This window comes from Pseudovibrio sp. WM33 (assembly GCF_001623165.1).
GTDB lineage: Bacteria > Pseudomonadota > Alphaproteobacteria > Rhizobiales > Stappiaceae > Pseudovibrio.
The window spans coordinates 66,578-81,779 of the sequence record NZ_LMCK01000152.1; the positions used below are offsets into that span (position 1 = coordinate 66,578).

19 protein-coding genes are annotated in these 15,202 nt (G+C 51.9%); 9 read left to right on the plus strand and 10 right to left on the minus strand.

Annotation, left to right across the window (positions count from 1 at the left end; translation table 11 throughout):
- The 9 genes from PsWM33_RS25685 to PsWM33_RS25725 form a co-directional block, all read right to left on the minus strand.
- The coding region (locus PsWM33_RS25685; RefSeq protein ID WP_208994755.1) for a phage portal protein at positions 1-987 on the minus strand (987 nt) is incomplete at its 3' end.
- A complete protein-coding gene (locus PsWM33_RS25690; protein WP_063302123.1) occupies positions 984-2,702 on the minus strand; it encodes a terminase large subunit in 1,719 nt (572 codons plus the stop codon). The genes PsWM33_RS25690 and PsWM33_RS25685, both read right to left, overlap by 4 nt.
- Before the next feature lie 12 nt (positions 2,703-2,714).
- Positions 2,715-3,191, minus strand: a complete 477-nt coding sequence (locus PsWM33_RS25695) for a hypothetical protein (protein WP_063302124.1) — start codon at positions 3,189-3,191, stop codon at positions 2,715-2,717.
- A 177-nt stretch (positions 3,192-3,368) separates the two neighbouring features.
- A complete protein-coding gene (locus PsWM33_RS28580; RefSeq protein WP_082827157.1) occupies positions 3,369-3,692 on the minus strand; it encodes an HNH endonuclease in 324 nt (107 codons plus the stop codon).
- A 221-nt stretch (positions 3,693-3,913) separates the two neighbouring features.
- On the minus strand, positions 3,914-4,513 hold the full coding sequence (nusG, locus tag PsWM33_RS25705) for a transcription termination/antitermination protein NusG (protein ID WP_063302126.1): 600 nt from the start codon (positions 4,511-4,513) through the stop codon (positions 3,914-3,916).
- A complete protein-coding gene (locus PsWM33_RS25710) occupies positions 4,510-5,838 on the minus strand; it encodes a helix-turn-helix domain-containing protein (RefSeq protein WP_063302127.1) in 1,329 nt (442 codons plus the stop codon). Before PsWM33_RS25710 ends, nusG begins: the two co-directional genes overlap by 4 nt.
- Positions 5,835-6,137 carry a helix-turn-helix domain-containing protein gene (locus PsWM33_RS25715; protein ID WP_063302128.1) on the minus strand — a complete coding sequence of 101 codons (303 nt, stop codon included), beginning with the start codon at positions 6,135-6,137 and terminating at the stop codon, positions 5,835-5,837. The genes PsWM33_RS25710 and PsWM33_RS25715 overlap by 4 nt, the downstream gene beginning before the upstream one ends.
- Positions 6,130-6,879 carry a hypothetical protein gene (locus PsWM33_RS25720; RefSeq protein WP_063302129.1) on the minus strand — a complete coding sequence of 250 codons (750 nt, stop codon included), beginning with the start codon at positions 6,877-6,879 and terminating at the stop codon, positions 6,130-6,132. Before PsWM33_RS25720 ends, PsWM33_RS25715 begins: the two co-directional genes overlap by 8 nt.
- A complete protein-coding gene (locus PsWM33_RS25725; RefSeq protein WP_063302130.1) occupies positions 6,879-7,364 on the minus strand; it encodes a hypothetical protein in 486 nt (161 codons plus the stop codon). The genes PsWM33_RS25720 and PsWM33_RS25725 overlap by 1 nt, the downstream gene beginning before the upstream one ends.
- A gap of 438 nt (positions 7,365-7,802) precedes the next feature.
- On the opposite strand from PsWM33_RS25725, the gene PsWM33_RS25730 reads away from it, so the two are divergent.
- Positions 7,803-8,228, plus strand: a complete 426-nt coding sequence (locus PsWM33_RS25730) for a helix-turn-helix domain-containing protein (RefSeq protein ID WP_193778481.1) — start codon at positions 7,803-7,805, stop codon at positions 8,226-8,228.
- A gap of 762 nt (positions 8,229-8,990) precedes the next feature.
- On the opposite strand, the gene PsWM33_RS25740 is transcribed toward PsWM33_RS25730, so the two are convergent.
- The gene (locus tag PsWM33_RS25740; protein WP_063302133.1) at positions 8,991-9,719 is read right to left on the minus strand and encodes a hypothetical protein; all 729 of its coding nucleotides are present in this window, start codon (positions 9,717-9,719) and stop codon (positions 8,991-8,993) included.
- Positions 9,720-9,924: 205 nt separating this feature from the next.
- On the opposite strand from PsWM33_RS25740, the gene PsWM33_RS25745 reads away from it, so the two are divergent.
- The 8 genes from PsWM33_RS25745 to PsWM33_RS25780 all read left to right on the plus strand — a co-directional run.
- Positions 9,925-10,218 (plus strand): hypothetical protein, encoded by a 294-nt coding sequence (locus PsWM33_RS25745; protein ID WP_063302134.1) that lies wholly within the window; start codon positions 9,925-9,927, stop codon positions 10,216-10,218.
- A 59-nt stretch (positions 10,219-10,277) separates the two neighbouring features.
- The gene (locus tag PsWM33_RS25750; protein WP_063302135.1) at positions 10,278-10,637 is read left to right on the plus strand and encodes a hypothetical protein; all 360 of its coding nucleotides are present in this window, start codon (positions 10,278-10,280) and stop codon (positions 10,635-10,637) included.
- 36 nt (positions 10,638-10,673) lie between these two features.
- Positions 10,674-11,660: a DUF2303 family protein gene (locus PsWM33_RS25755; protein WP_063302136.1), complete on the plus strand. Its 987-nt coding sequence runs from the start codon at positions 10,674-10,676 to the stop codon at positions 11,658-11,660.
- Positions 11,661-11,706: 46 nt separating this feature from the next.
- A complete protein-coding gene (locus PsWM33_RS25760; RefSeq protein ID WP_063302137.1) occupies positions 11,707-11,925 on the plus strand; it encodes a hypothetical protein in 219 nt (72 codons plus the stop codon).
- Between the two features lie 15 nt (positions 11,926-11,940).
- Positions 11,941-13,584 (plus strand): DNA cytosine methyltransferase, encoded by a 1,644-nt coding sequence (locus tag PsWM33_RS25765; RefSeq protein ID WP_063302138.1) that lies wholly within the window; start codon positions 11,941-11,943, stop codon positions 13,582-13,584.
- Positions 13,581-14,282 carry a hypothetical protein gene (locus PsWM33_RS25770; protein ID WP_063302139.1) on the plus strand — a complete coding sequence of 234 codons (702 nt, stop codon included), beginning with the start codon at positions 13,581-13,583 and terminating at the stop codon, positions 14,280-14,282. The genes PsWM33_RS25765 and PsWM33_RS25770 overlap by 4 nt, the downstream gene beginning before the upstream one ends.
- 109 nt (positions 14,283-14,391) lie before the next feature.
- Positions 14,392-14,667: a hypothetical protein gene (locus PsWM33_RS25775; RefSeq protein ID WP_063302140.1), complete on the plus strand. Its 276-nt coding sequence runs from the start codon at positions 14,392-14,394 to the stop codon at positions 14,665-14,667.
- A 2-nt stretch (positions 14,668-14,669) separates the two neighbouring features.
- On the plus strand, positions 14,670-15,202 hold a 533-nt coding region (locus PsWM33_RS25780; protein ID WP_153040016.1), incomplete at its 3' end, for a hypothetical protein.

Below are 15,202 nucleotides of genomic sequence, written 5' to 3' on the forward strand. Positions count from 1 at the left end.
TTTCAGGATACGAGCTTCGTTTTTGACGAGCAGCGGATTGATACCAAGCGAGAGCCAGGACAACATCACCGCTTCAACACCGCTCCCCCACATGGTCTGGCCATCAGATGAATGGCCGATCACAATCGGCGGAACTCCAAACCATCTGCAAACATCTTCAACGCTAAAGCGCCGGGTTTCCAAAAGCTGAGCATCTTCAGGGTTGAGCTGGAGCTGCTGGAACTTGAGGCCAGATTCCAGCGTCAGCGTCTTGCCCGCTTTGCTTGATCCAATGAACTTTTCCAGCAAGGTTTGAAGTTGCCCCCGCTGCTCTGCATTAAGCTTTTGCTCTGAGGTCAAAACACCAGCTGCCATCATCGCATTGGAAAATACACTGCCTGCCGTCTCATCAGCAGCCAAAGCCGCCCCAATTGAATTCGCCCCGTACTTGATGGCTGACATGCCCAAACCATCACCAGCGCCGAACCCGCGCAGATGGAAAACCTTATCAGCAGGTAATGTGCTGTGTTTGCCCCGGTCATAGACGCTGTATTCCAGCTTGCCATCCCGGTTACGTTTAGGTGTGACATTGAGCAAAGGGCGCAAACCAACCAGCCCTGGTCCCACAAAGAGCTTTTCCGCACAGGCATTGCCGCGCAAGGTTGCATGCGCCGTCATACCTTCCCAGAACTCAACCGCTGTTTGCTCAGGGTTGGGGCTCTTACTAAGGATCTCGGACAGGTCCTCTTCAATCTTCACCCTGCTGTTTTCAGCACCCTTTTCATAAAGAGCAAGAGGCAGTGTTGAGATCACTTGTGAAGTCTTGCGAACACAATCCCAAACAGCAGAAAACGCCAGAGCAGAGGACGCATTCACGGTTTTGCCAGCCGCAGAAGAATGACCTCCCCCAGTCCATGCATCCCCTCCATTAAGGTTGATCCATCCTGACTCGCCTGCACGCAGTTCCTGTTTAATGCCGCGAGCTGCTGCCTTTAAAAATCTGATCATATAACCATCACCGGATTGCTGAGGAAATCATCCAGGCCATCATTACCTTCAGCCACCGGATGGCGGCTCATAAGATCGAATGCATTGAACGCTGCAGTGAGCGGGTCAATTTTCATGGAACCGGCGGCTTGCTTGGTCACGTAATCAGCGTTGCCGCGCCTTTCGGTTTTGGCGTTGGACACACACCACGCCATCATCCGCGAGCCGCCGTGAACCAGAGATTTATCTGCAAGCTTTCGCGCCATGCCCTTGGTCACACCGGAAAGCTTATAGCCCTGAGGCACACCAACGATCTGCTCTTGTTTGACCTCACGCTCAATCAATTCATCAATGACTGCCGCAACTCCAACCGGGTCCAGCCCGATTGCGTTCTCTTTCGGGAACAGGCCACGGTCCAGAACTTGCTCCATGTAGTCGGCAACAATCAGAGCATCGTCCTCCGCATTCTCGCAGATGAACAGATCACCATCCTTCGCAAAATCCTGAAGAGCTGTTGCAATCTGCTTGCGCTTATCCAGCGCACTGTTATGGCAACACGCACAAGCCCAAAGCAGCCACCTGTTCTTATCCCTCTCACTTTCTTTTTCGCGCCCGATAAAACAAAGCCCTAAAAGGTCATCCATTCCGCCGCAATCAACCCCAGCAGTCACAACCTCACACCGATCCAGAAACTCTTCAAAATCCCGGATGGCAGTGAACTCAGCATCCCGCCAATAATCAGCCCCGGCCCACCGATCCCGTCGCAGGTTCATGCCGATTGGCACATTTAAGTGCTTGGCAAGGAAGCTTTGCTTGTCCTCTTCACCAGTGCCGTCCATGGCCTCGCGAAGTTTGGACTCCAGCCAGCTCTTACGTACGGAACGCCCAAGGTTGGGGTTGGTGATGTAATAGTTTTCCGGCTTCAGGTAATCCTTGTTTTTGAGCATTGCTTTCGGGAATTCGTAAAGCACACCAAGCCGCTCGGGATCATGGATCTTTCCGTCACGCACATCACGGTAATATTCAAGTTTGCTTTTCCAGACCCCTGCTGGTGGCTCATCGGAATGCGTCGTCAGATAGACAACAAACCCTTCAGGACGAGCAATTAATCCCCCAGTGGCCTCCTGCAGCATGGCTGCTGCCTTTGGCTTCTTGCCAAACAACCACAGCTCATCAACCAGAACAAAACCAGCTTTTTTGCCAGAGAGCGTGTCGCTGTCAGCAGCCACAATCTTGAGGTTCGAGTTTGTGGTCTCGTGTTTGATTGTTCGCTGGTGCGAAATCACTTTAAGAATGCTTTTGAGTTCTGGATCGTAGGAAACCATCGCTGCTGCTGGATCAAAACAATTGTTGGCCACCTCAATTGTAGGGGCAAGCAACAACAGCTCATTGAGGTGACGCCAGTTGCGAATGAGCGCCGTCACCATGATCCCAGCTGCAATGGTGGACTTGGCGTTTTTCTTGGAGATCAGGAGCAGGAACTCACTGATCAAACGTTGTCCTTCTCCCGCGTCATAGGCTCCAAAGATCGCACCAACAAAATCGAACACCCACTGGTCACAGCACTCACCAAATGTCGGCATGCCCGGAACATCAACCACCTTGAGCGACTTGAAGACATTCAAAGCTGCCTCTGCTTCCTCACAGAACAAAGGCTCGAAGGGAATGAGAGATTTCCCTTGAACAATGCGGTGTTCCCAATCCACGCAGGCTGTTGACCAGTGTTGAGCTTTCAAGACATATCTTTCTTAGTTGATCAGCTGAGGAGCTTGGGGAGGTGCATACTTCCCGTCATAGGTTTCTGCAGTTTTCTTGCGCTCTTCTTTTTTGCCGAGCGCTTTTTGGGATGCAGCAGGAACACTCTTTCCCCGATTGGCAATCGCCTCTGCCAGCTTGGCACGATCAGAGCTTTCAAGCCGGGAGAATATTTCCTTGATCGCTGACACTTTCCCGGCTTCGGCCATGTCCATGAGCTTGCCCAGAAGCTTGGCTTCTACCCTCGCCCGCGCATCATCCTTGACCTTGAGCTGACGAAAATAATTCTTGCGCAAAGTGGGAGCTGTGATCCCTAACGCTGCAGCGATTTCATCTTGCGTTTTCCCAAAGGCAAGTAACTGCATGACAAGTCTACGTTTTTCGTCACTCACCATATGAGGTGGACGCCCTCGTTTTCCAAACCCTTCAGGGATTGGATCGCCTAGCAGGTCAAATTCGAAGTCAGCCAAAAAAAAATCTCTCAATTATATTGGGGCGGGTAAGGGCCATTCAGCCCCCGGACTTTCACCCCACCCCCCATTTTCCCTTTAAAATCAATAGTTTGGCAGTCCAGCCGCTAAAGCCTTCACAGCCGCCTCAGAGGCGTTCAACAGCTCCCGAGCAACTCATTCAAACTGAATTTCACTTTATAAATCAATGGCTTGGCAACGTATCCGTCGCGCCTGCGCAGTCTTCCGATTGTGGCACCACGTGCAAAGGCACTGGATGTTGCCCGGATCGAGGTCAGCGCCACCATCCTTGCGTTCGACGATGTGGTCAGCGATGAGCTTGTGTTGCCGCTTCGAGAAGTCCTTGCCGCACATCTCGCAGACATAGCCGCGCAGCTGCTTGATGTACTTGGCGAGAGCCTTCCATTCAGCTGTGAGGTAGAACGGATCGACCGCCTTAGGCGCTTTGCGCAGCGTTGAGCCCAATGTGTTCAGGCGTGGCTTGATCGATTTGAGTGGCAAACTGTGAAGCCTTCGAACACAAAAAAGGCCCGCCTCTCAGCGAACCAGTTGACGCACTCTGCATGCGTATCGAAATTCCATAGAAGTCCTTCGCGCCAACTCCGCCATTCGGCGTCTTGTGTTGACTGGGCCCCGCGTCCAGCTCGCTCTGTTTGGTATGGCGGCCCTTGGCCTGCCCAGGCTCCGGAGATCCACGGTGGTCATCCTGAGCGACATGATGGTTAACGCAGCGCCACTTTGTCAAGTGGTACGATCACGTTTGTGCTTCGCCCGAACACATCCAGCTCCACTCGCAGGCTCTCTCCATTTGACTTGATGTCCTGAACTTGCCCCCTGCAATCAACGAAAGCACCAGCGATCAGCACTACGTTGTCACCAACCTCAAATGCCTGACCTTCTACGCTTTTCTTCTCTAGCTGCGCAGATTTCTCAGCCTCCATGATCAGCTCCATTTCCCTCGCAGAAACCAAGTACGCAGGAGCATCAGGCTCAGCTGCAAGAATTTTTTCCACACCATCACAGCTGCGCACCTGATCACAGGTCATTCCTACTTTGCGGTTCAACCCAACAAACAGGTAACGCGAAAACATTGGCTTGCTTGTCTCAATCGCCTTCTTTCCTCGTTTCCGCTTTCGTAGCGCAGGAATCATCGGCAGGTATGTAAGCGCTCCTGTCGCTTCAATCCCAGCACAAGCCCGTAACTCACAGCGAGGATTAGTCTGAACCACAATCCAATCAAGCTCGGCAATACGAACCAAGGCCTGCACAGTCGAATAAACTCTACAGATCGCAGTCCCACCAATGTCCCTCGGTCCGTTCATTCAGCAGCCTCCTGAGTTGCCGTTGTGGTGTTGGTGGTTTGGCCGTGCACAGCCTCAAAGTTTTCAAGAGCCCTCTTCACAAGCCCAAGCAAAACCTCAGGTTTATTGTCGTCAGTGAGAGCCATATCAGCCCCAACCAGCCGAGGCATGTAGACCCATTCCGGCAGGTCGCGATCAACCCCAAGCCAAGGCCAACCGCGCTCATCGTGCAACGCCTGCCATGCCCGCCAGAGGTTCGAACCAACCTCGACCTGAATGAACTCATCCGCCAGAGGCGCAAGCTCATTGGGGACAGTCACACCCTTGGAGCTTGTCTGCGCCCGATGCTGCATGGCATTGACCCGAGGCCAGCCGTATTGCGCCTTGCGTTGCCGCCTCTCCCGCTCAGACGCAGGCCCTTTCCCTTTCAAAAGCCCATCAAGGAAAGCCGATGGTTTCGGGAAGTTGCCGTAGTGAGGCTTGAGCAGATCAACAAACCGCTCAACACCCCAGAGCTTGCCGTATGGCTTGGCGTGTTGGGTGGTTGTTCCGCCAGCCGAAGTCGCAGGAAGCCGCTCCCACTTCTTCTCTCGGAGGTAAGTGGAGAACGCACAAACAGCCTTTCGTTTCAGCTCGTTACGGCAATGATCAACATAGGCCAAAGCTAATCTTTGCGCCTCGGTTCGCTCTGCTTCGCTCAGCGCAAACCAAGCTTTTTCGACCATCTCCGTGCTGTCGTCGGCATAGGTCGGCCAAGTCGCATGAACTTTTTTCAGCCTTCGAAGCCACGTTTTTTGAGCGGACTTGCCTGTATTGTCATTTTTATCATTCCCGCTCTTACACGCGCTCTCTCTCTTTTGGACTGGTATTGGATTGTTTAATGGACTGTTCTTATCTTGGTACACGTCGTGCACCACCTTAGGTTCATCAGGTGCACCACCTTCGTTCACGTCGTGAACCACCTTTTTTGATGGAGGTGGTACATCAGGTGCACCAGCTTTTTCCTCAAACTCAGCACTTTTATCAAGCCGCTCAGAGGTGCTTGGAGCAACCAAATCTCGCTCAGGCCATCGCGCCACATACTCGCGCCGCTTCCATCGTTGCCCCTTGAAGCCGTGCTGACTGATAGTGATCCAACCAGCATCACGAGCCACCTCGATATGCTTGAGCACCGCCCCCTTGCTCAGCCCGCTATACTTCATCAAATCTTCGATAGACGGGTAGCAACTCTCTCCCATCGTGTTCATGAACATACTCATGGTTTGCAGCAAGAGCCTTGTGGTCGCCGGAAGATCAGACCGGCAGAAGGCTTGCCGCCAACTCCAAGCCTTTCGATCATCGCTCATGCCGCACCTCCCACTTCAGGAGACTTGAGCGAATATTCGTTTCGCTTGAGCCGAGCCCCGTTGGCATCGTGGCGCTTGATATTGATCCAGTCGGCATCTTCCGCAAGCTTCAGGTGCTTCATCACTGAGGGTCTGCTCAAACCGGTTCGATCTGCCAGCGTCCCAACCGAAGGCCAAACAGCCGCGCCGATACGATCAGTGAAAAGGCTCAATGCAAACAACACGAGCCGAGTATTCCCAGCCAAGTCGCTCTGCGAGACCCCGCGATGCCACTCTTGAACATTCCGAAAATCACGCATTACACACCTCCATTGCCTCAGGGAGAGAAAACAAAGGGCCAGGTTGATCCTCAGGCTCGGGATCACTAGCCAAATCAAGGTCACTTAGTTTGGAGAAACGCCGCTTCGAACCGGGAGGCACCCATATGAGCTGGGTAGGGCTTGCCTCTTGATCTGTGCGGAAGATGATCCAGCAATAAGCCGTAGCTGTGCCGCCATCTGGAACGTAGCGCCCTTTATGGATGGCTACCCGTTCAGCAAAAACCGCAACGATTGCAGGTGGATGAACCATAAACAACGTTGCAACGCGTTCGATTGTTTCCAACCACCTCAACGGCACAAGAACAGCAACACCGCATTTAGGTTTGTGGGCCAAAGCTCGCTCAACAAACTGCTGCGCCAACACACCAAAAGGCGGATTGGTGATAATCCAATCAAACGTCCCCACTGGGAACTGCCATTCAGGAAGGACAGTTAGGAAGTCCCAAAACTCCCCGTGAGCATCGCCAAAACCGCGATTGAACAAGTCTGAGGCCCACACCAAATCGAAGTACTCACGAAGTGGGACTGCCATATGCCCGCCACCGCAAGCACATTCCCAAACACGTAAAGGCTCCCAACTGTCCTCCCCTACTCGATTGAGGCGCAGAAGAAACTCACACAAAGCCCGAGTAGCCCATGGAGGAGTTGGAAAATAGTCGCCAAATTTCTCAGGCTCCACACGGGACGCCATAACGGCAAGGGAGTTTCTGAGAGAGGTCATCAGGTGCCCTTCTCCTCGTATCGAGATTGCAAGCCACAAAGCCCTTGGATCGCGTCCTTGATCAACCCAAGATCAGCATCGCTATAGTCGTCACCATTCTCTGCCAGTGATTGAGTCAAAATAGCGACTAAGTTCAACAACTTCTGCGACAAATCAACAACTCTAAGATCAACCGCAGTTGTCTTTCGGCAGACCTCAGGAACTGGCACAAAGACACCGCCTGCCAACTCACAAAGCTCTGCTAAGAGCGGAGTGCTTTCACCAGCCTCTCTACGATCCAAAATCATGTCGGCGAGTACATCAACTGGCATGAACGTATCAAGGTGCCTAGGATTCCCCGTGTTCCCGTAGTCACTTAGCGTCTTCGGATTGACACGTGTAATAAGCGCTGCGCTCTCTTGCCCACCACAAAGTGAGGTTGTCCTATGAGTTGCCTGTTTGATTGCACGACGATTTTTGTCACTGGTCGGACGATCAAGCTTCATTTTCGACTCCCCAATTTGTGTTCTCATTGGGGGATGACGGAGCCACAATTTCGCAGCAGACTTCTGTGCGTAAATCGACAAGAAATTGCCTCTGCTCAGGAGTGAGCGCCACAGTCTCAACGGTGTGAGGGATGTCATGAACGGCACAATGAACCAGAATTGGGAAGATGTATTTCCGCGGAATTGCGCCGTTTGTTCCGCCTTTTTCGACAGGATTACGCCACCTCTTTATGGTGTGTACGCCTGTCTCAAGAATTCTTGAGGTAGCTCCTAAACCACCCAGATCTCTAATTACAGTTGTAGCAGGTTCCATCGATCATGCCCAATTTGTGCGATAATAGCCCAAAAAGAACATATATGTTCGATATTAGTCAAATAGAAAATGTTTCGTGTTGGTCTAAAAAAGCACAAGACAACAATAAAAACAGGGTGCATAACATGATTATGCCTACGACCACCGCGAGCGAAATCCTAGCCAAATGGCTTGCAGAAGCATTGGACAAAGCTGGAAAGAGCCAGTCCGATCTCGCACGCGATATTGACCTCAGCTCCCAGAAGATAAATCGAATGGTACAGGGCGCTAGGGAGATCTCTGGCGTAGAGCTAATTAAAATATCTGACGCGCTAGACGTTCCAATTCCGTCACTCTCAGGCAATTCTACCCCAGAAGTTGCAAAGCAGCCTTCTCACGACGCTGCTCAACCGCCCGCTCAAAATGGCACGGTGAGCAACTTCAGTGAAGAAGCTTACGACAAAGCCTTCACTGCTGCCCTTGAGATTGAGAAGCGCGAGTTCGGTGGCAACATGCCCCTTCAGGACTTCATCAACGCCGTGACTATTGGCCTCAAGCGCCAAAAGAACTAAGTCCTGTAACGCACATATTTATTGCTCACCTATGCAAGTTGTGCTCAGATATTACCCGAAAGGGCTCTCATTATGGACAGTTTTAAGAATTTCCCCGATCAATTAATTAATGTAAACAATCAACAATCATCTAATAACTTCGAAAAACTAAACTATCTTGCCAACATTATAGACTGCAATCACATTCTACAATGGGAATGTATACAAGAATTCGGCCACGGTGACTTCAATAACCTTAAGTCAGAAGACCAAGAGTTACTTTACTTTAAAAGCCGTAAGGCGGTTATCAAAGAACTCGAACGCATTAAAGCGATGGCATCATGAATTACACAGAAGCACTTCCAATCAGCTTGATTGAACGCGGACTAGCGACACCCCGCGCCCAACACCTTTACAGCATCTGGTCTTCAGAACACCAGAATGCGGGATTCCCCTCAGAGCTAGCCAAGCATAGCCCGCATTTACTCCTCATGTCTGGCGAAGCACCTAAAGGCGACAGCCCAGAGATCCTCTTTGTCGGACGCAAGACATTACTAGGAAAACTCATCCCCAAAACCCTCGAACCTGAAGACACAACCCCAAAAGCCCTTATAGAACCCAACTTCCGCCACCAAGTTCACCCAGGTTTCCTAACCGCAATTTCGGGAGACCCTGTTTATGAAGTTATTTCTTCGCTCTGCTACCCAGATGAGAACCCAATCCAGCTAGTATACGAGCGCATCCTTCTACCATGGCGGCTGCACAATGGCTTAACTCAAATAGTCAGCTACGTGATACCAAGGGAAATTCATCGGCTAGAGCATCCATCCAATCCAGCGCCCAGTCACGGCGGTTCAGCGCCATCACTAGGTCATTGTCAATCGTTGAAGGCTCCTCATGCCAGCGAACGCCAACTGGATGGACCGCTGAGAATCCATAAGCCAGAGGATATCGCTTACACCACATCTTCTGCCTTACCCAGCAATACAGCCAATCAGGATTCCATCGTTGCAGGGCAATTGCCATAGCCAAAGGAGAGAAGTGAATATGCACTTTTTTCCTCTGCCACAACCGAGCCACCCACAACTCCCCCAAGTAACAAACACGTCCGGAAACTTCCCGTAAGTACCTTGGCTGTCCCGCCGCCAATGTTGCCCCATTCCCAAACTGCCCCGGATAGCAACGCTTCCAGTACTTCGCCAAGTGCCTATCAAGCGTCTGCACCCCCAGCAGATCCAGACGAACCGCACCCAGAGCAACCGTCTCCCCCTCCTCACTCACAGCCCTCAACCAAAACGCATTTTCAGGAGTATAGGTATTTAACGCCACCTGAAAATGCTCCGACAAAGCCTGCTTGTCAGTCCCCTCAGCGAAGCGCTCAAATAGCTCAAAGTCGCTCCCATACTCCATCTTCAGCCCTAACTCGAACAAACGGCTCTCAAGTCCAAAAATAACGCGTGCAAACACGCTCGGATTACTCTCTCCAAACTCCGATTTTTCATACATCTCCATTGGTACCTCCATGATATTGGATATGAGTATGGTCTTTTTTCGCACAATTATGATTGACACCTTGTGCGAATTATGCACAAATTCTGTGCGATGATACTTCGATTTTCGAAGATATGCACAACCATAGAGTGAAGTTTGTGAATAAATCTCACTCATGTGCATCAACGTTAGATGAGTTTTTCTAGGTTTTTAGGAGGTTTTCCTGATGCATAGCGCCAAAATCGTTCAATTCCCCGCGGCCAAACAAAGACCAGTTCAAACACCGACCAAAACCGTACAGGAAGTGGGTGAAGATGCCCTTGTCCGCACAGGTGAAGCCCACGGAGACATCTGCATCTTTCGCTCTGATTTGCGCCTCATGCTGGAGCGCACCCCTAACGACCGCAAACAGATCTCGGCTCGCATCCTCGCCTTACGCGAGACCTTCAAAGAAGCTGAGTTGCAGCTCGTAAAGCTCCTGCAGGAAATGCGGACCGCCACCCCAGCAGAAGCCAGCTAACCCGGCACCTCCCCCATCTGACTACACCAAGACCACCTATCAACCCGAGAGGTTTGAGAATGAGCAAGTCCTTTGAGTTTCGTAGCTTTGCGGATCTTCTGCAAAGCCTCGAAGATGGCGAGTTGCAACGCGATGCAACCATCAAAATGGAGGAAGTCGCCTCTGCAATCACTGCTCACGTTGAGCAGCACGGCGGCAACCCAGAAGCCTCAATCAACTTGAAAATCAAGTTCAAGGCGAAGAAGGGCATCGTGGAAGTTACTCCGCAACTCACTAGCACCGTCCCGCAACCGCCACGCGCAGGCTCAATCCTTTGGCCTACTGGCAACGGCTTCTCCCCCCAGAACCCGCAGCAGATGCACATGTTCGACGGGCCTCGCGAGATTGAAACCAGCGAGACCGACGCCCGCACAATCTAACCCTCACCACCACTCTCACCAAAAAGGACACTGAGAATGGAATTATCCGCAGAAGCCATCCAAAAGATTGGAGACATGGCAGGCCAAAACAAAGAGCCTGAAATCGTCACAGTCAATCACTCGTCAGGCAAGACGCTGACTTTCATGATCTCACGCGACCATCAGGGAGGCATGCAGCGCACCGAACTGACAGCTGCTCTTGAGCGTTTTGACCTAACCCCACACCGTTTAACTGGCACTTCAGAGCATCTGACCCTTGAAAGCCTGATTGACCACGCGAACAGGTTCTCCAACAGCAACTCTGTTCTGTTTGCCGATATCCGCCCGGAACACCTCTCAATCCTGAGCGTGCTCAACTACCACGATGCACTCAACCAGATCGTTAGAGGAGACGGGGAAGTCATCGAAGCAGAGAAGAAGCCCCTGCCCCAGCATGGTGATCACAAAGGCCGCTATCGCTTCCCTCTCTCTGATCAATGGAAGATCTGGAACAAGGCATCCCAAGACGCCATGAGCCAAGATGAGTTCTCATTCTTCTTGGAAGACAACACCACCGATGTGATGGCTCTGCCCAATTTCTTAAAGGGCGACAGCAAAGACAAGTTAAGCGATCCAGACCGCCAACTTTACGAGCTGGTTCAAACTCTGGAAGGCCGTCCATGCGGCTCTGAGAAGCTCATGCAGCTGTCTAAGGGGCTACAGATCCACGAAGCCAACCAGATTGCTACAGGCTTCAACCGCAACTCAGGTGAACAACAGATCGTGTTCAAGGAAGAACACGTGGACGGCGACGGAAAACCTCTGAGCGTGCCGAACATGTTCCTGATCTCTATTCCGGTATTCAAGAACTCAGCTCCCTACCGGATTCCGGTTCGCCTGCGTTATCGCAAAGCTGGCGGCACAATCAAATGGCTGACCTCGCTTCACAACCCTGAGCGCATGCTGGAGCACGCCTTCAAGGAAGCCTGCGATCTCGCCAAACAGGAAACAGGTCTGCCTCTATTTTTCGGTGAACCTGAGTAAGCGCTAAGCGCTTTCCCCTTAGCAATCTCGCAAGAGGAACAGACCCATGAATAGCATTGATAATGACGTATTTAGTGATCGCTGCAACGTGCCCCTGTTCCTCTTGAACGAGGCCGCAAAACTTGCCGTCCTCATTCTGCTTGGATACGCGCTGTTAGTCCTGGCACCAGCACTCGACCAATCAGTGATCGAGGCTAAGCAGAGCATTCCCTCTGATTTCATTAGCTCCCAGCTCTCCTCCTTTGACGTCCATAACGAACGCTAAAAGGTTCATGCGCCTATGAAACATGAAGCGAAACTCCAGAGCGACTTATTCGCCCTCCCGATTGCACACCCACATCAGGAACTCATCATCGACTCCTTTGCGGGTGGTGGCGGTGCCTCAACCGGCATTGAACTTGCGCTCGGCAGGTCACCAGATATCGCGATCAACCATTGCGACAAAGCTCTTGCGATGCACGCTCAGAACCACCCGGACACCATCCATCTGCCTCAGAGCGTTTTCGAGGTCGATCTGCCAGCCCACACACACGGACGCCCCGTCGGTTTCCTTTGGGCATCGCCAGACTGCCGCCACTTCTCCAGAGCAAGTGGAAAGAAAATCCTGTCTCCCCAGGTACGCATGCTTGCTTGGGCAATCGTGAAGTTTTGTCAGAACCTAGGTAGGAACCGACCACGCGTGATCGCGCTAGAGAACGTCATCGAATTCTTAGGCTGGGGACCACTAGACAACGAAGGCCGACCAATCAAGGAGCGTGCTGGCGAAACCTTCAAAGAATGGTGTGCTGCGCTGAGCAAGCTTGGATACAAAATCGAGTATCGCAAGATGAAGGCTTCAGATTATGGGACACCAACAATCCGGACACGCCTCTTTGTTATCATGCGCAGGGATGGAAGAAAAATCGTCTGGCCATCTCCAACACACGGAGACCCAAGAGCATCTGACTTCGAAGGCTCAGGCTTGCGCCCTTGGCGCACTGCAGCAGAGTGCATTGATTGGTCAATCCCCTGCCCATCCATCTTTGAACGCAAGAAAGATCTTGCGGAGAACACCCTTAAGCGGATCGCAACAGGTATTCAGAAGTTTGTGATTGATGCCAAAGAGCCTTTCATCGTGAACATGAGCCATAGCGGTAGCCTTGAGCCACTCTCCAAGCCGATGACTACCATCAAGACCGAAAAAGGCGGATGCAGAGCGTTAGTTGTCCCGTTTGTCGATCGACAATTCACCAACTCTAACTGCGCCTCGATCCAAGACCCTCTCGGAACGGTGACTACCGAAGGCTGCGGAAAGTCTGCGCTAGTCACCCCAACCCTCGTTCAGACCGGATATGGAGAGCGTCAAGGACAAGCCCCTAGAGCTTTAGATATCAATACCCCACTTGGCACCGTTGTCGCTGGAGGAGGGAAACATGCTCTTGTTGCTGCCTTCCTTGCACAACATAACTTCGATGTAGCTGGAAGACCCGCCGACACTCCTCTTTCAACCATCACCACACGCGCAACACAGCAGAACATTGTAACCAGCCACCTTCAGAAACTTAAGGGCATCAGCCACAGTAGCGACCATAGGAAGGCCGTTCATTCCTTCCTCACTTCCTACTATGGCGCTTCCATTGGTCAGCCCATTAACGCTCCCATGGGCACAGTGACAACCAAAGATCGCTTTGGTCTGGTTACCATTGAGATTGCGGGTGAGCCCTATGTCGTCACTGACATTGGCATGCGCATGCTTACATCCTCAGAACTCTACAAAGCCCAAGGCTTTCCAGAGGATTACCGCATCAACTTCGATTACCAAGGCAAGCCATTCCCGAAGACCGAGCAAATCAGAAAATGCGGTAACAGCGTATGCCCACCCGTCGCCAAAGCTATCGTGGAGGCCAATGTTCCCGAACTCATGGCAATGGAGGAAGCAGCATGACTGATAGGCCTATCCTCTTTTCCAGCCCGATGATCCAAGCCCTACTCGAAGGGCGGAAGACACACACACGGCGCATACTAAAACCGCAACCAACCGCATGTGGTGGAAAATTCCCCGGCGCAATTTACGAGAGTGATTATAGCTGGCCAACCGGAAAGCATGGTTGCTTCACAGTGAGCTGCAAGCCCCATCCACCAGAAAGCTACCTCAAGGCCTACCCGCTTAAACCAGCCCCCGGCGACTTGTTATGGGTCCGTGAAACATGGGCACGGATCGAGGAAGTTGAATGTGGTTGCTCTGAGATATGCGGATGCCCGCAAGTTGGTGAAGTTCGTTATCGGGCAACTGTCGGTGATGATGAGCGGCGCTGGAAACCTTCAATATTCATGCCACGCAAGTATTCACGCATCACTCTGCAAGTGACCAACGTGCGCGTTGAGTTACTTCAAAAAATCTCAGCCAAGGATGCTGTTTCTGAAGGCATGCAGCTGAGGCACTGGATAACTGGCAACTATCCAGAACACGATATTGGTGTTGAACGCGAAGGCGAAGTTCTCCGAAACAAGTTTCGCAATCTCTGGAACACCCTCAATGAAAGTCGCGGCTTCGGTTGGAACGCGAACCCATGGGTGACCGTGACTGAGTTCAAAGTGCATCGCCGCAATATTAACGAGCTAACTAGCAAGGCCGTCGCATGACCTTCCTCCCTCTCATCCTCACAGTGAACACTATCCGCATGTGGCAGATCTACTGGTTTGGTCAGGAGCCAGTTCACTACGGTTCAACTTTGCCGCAGGAGACCAAGCAATGAAGTGCCCCAGCTGCGTTGGAACCGGACGTGATGACTATTTCCACCTTGCATTAAGCGAGTGCGAACGCTGCAACGGTACCGGCTCGCTCCCAATTGAAGACCTCAACCCGTCTGCCCTGAAGACTGCTTCGAAAGCTTTTTGGGAAACACAGTCTACGAGCAACCAAGTGCCGTTCGACGAACTCACCCTGAGCAATCAAGTGGACCTCTCTTGGCACGCTGCGAAGATCATTCTCGCCTACCAAGAACGCGACGAAGAAACACGGAGCTAACCATGCCAGTCTTAGCACCTAAAGCCACTGTATCAGCAGTCGAAACCATCAGAGATACAGCCAGAACCGCTGGCTATTCGGTACCTGCTTTCAAGCGGATCATTGATGAGTTCATCTACCCGCTTCGCTGGTCAGAACGGCAGTCTCGCCCGTCTCAAGATCCTTACTTTAAGACCTCAGAGTTCTACTCAAAGCCGCCTCTTATGCTCTACATGATCGTGCGTCGGGACTGGTATAACGGGAAAACCGATTGGCTTGCATACTTCCAGCGCGCCAACGGCATCTATTCTTCAGACAACAAACCACACAGCACATTCGAAGAAGCAGAAGCAGCCTGCAATAAGTACCATCGCGACCACGTCTTGAAACTTATCGACCTGGAGGCAGTCTGCAGCGAGGTCTTTGAGATGGTGGCGAACATGCTGGAAGCCCAAACCGGCACACCCGACAAAACCCCGTGCCCCTCCTGCTCTGGCAACGATGCAAACCGTTGCAACTGCGTAGAGGATTACTGCACCTGCACGCTCCCTCGCAC

What these genes read in the sequence shown, in the direction of transcription:
- PsWM33_RS25715 (WP_063302128.1), bottom strand. Translation starts at nt 6,137, where the DNA reads ATGCGTGATTTTCGGAATGTTCAAGAGTGGCATCGCGGGGTCTCGCAG.
- nusG (WP_063302126.1), bottom strand. Translation starts at nt 4,513, where the DNA reads ATGAACGGACCGAGGGACATTGGTGGGACTGCGATCTGTAGAGTTTAT.
- PsWM33_RS25730 (WP_193778481.1), top strand. Translation starts at nt 7,803, where the DNA reads ATGATTATGCCTACGACCACCGCGAGCGAAATCCTAGCCAAATGGCTT.
- PsWM33_RS25710 (WP_063302127.1), bottom strand. Translation starts at nt 5,838, where the DNA reads ATGAGCGATGATCGAAAGGCTTGGAGTTGGCGGCAAGCCTTCTGCCGG.
- PsWM33_RS25765 (WP_063302138.1), top strand. Translation starts at nt 11,941, where the DNA reads ATGAAACATGAAGCGAAACTCCAGAGCGACTTATTCGCCCTCCCGATT.
- PsWM33_RS25760 (WP_063302137.1), top strand. Translation starts at nt 11,707, where the DNA reads ATGAATAGCATTGATAATGACGTATTTAGTGATCGCTGCAACGTGCCC.
- PsWM33_RS25720 (WP_063302129.1), bottom strand. Translation starts at nt 6,879, where the DNA reads ATGACCTCTCTCAGAAACTCCCTTGCCGTTATGGCGTCCCGTGTGGAG.
- PsWM33_RS25770 (WP_063302139.1), top strand. Translation starts at nt 13,581, where the DNA reads ATGACTGATAGGCCTATCCTCTTTTCCAGCCCGATGATCCAAGCCCTA.
- PsWM33_RS25725 (WP_063302130.1), bottom strand. Translation starts at nt 7,364, where the DNA reads ATGAAGCTTGATCGTCCGACCAGTGACAAAAATCGTCGTGCAATCAAA.
- PsWM33_RS25745 (WP_063302134.1), top strand. Translation starts at nt 9,925, where the DNA reads ATGCATAGCGCCAAAATCGTTCAATTCCCCGCGGCCAAACAAAGACCA.
- PsWM33_RS25775 (WP_063302140.1), top strand. Translation starts at nt 14,392, where the DNA reads ATGAAGTGCCCCAGCTGCGTTGGAACCGGACGTGATGACTATTTCCAC.
- PsWM33_RS25755 (WP_063302136.1), top strand. Translation starts at nt 10,674, where the DNA reads ATGGAATTATCCGCAGAAGCCATCCAAAAGATTGGAGACATGGCAGGC.
- PsWM33_RS25750 (WP_063302135.1), top strand. Translation starts at nt 10,278, where the DNA reads ATGAGCAAGTCCTTTGAGTTTCGTAGCTTTGCGGATCTTCTGCAAAGC.
- PsWM33_RS25740 (WP_063302133.1), bottom strand. Translation starts at nt 9,719, where the DNA reads ATGGAGATGTATGAAAAATCGGAGTTTGGAGAGAGTAATCCGAGCGTG.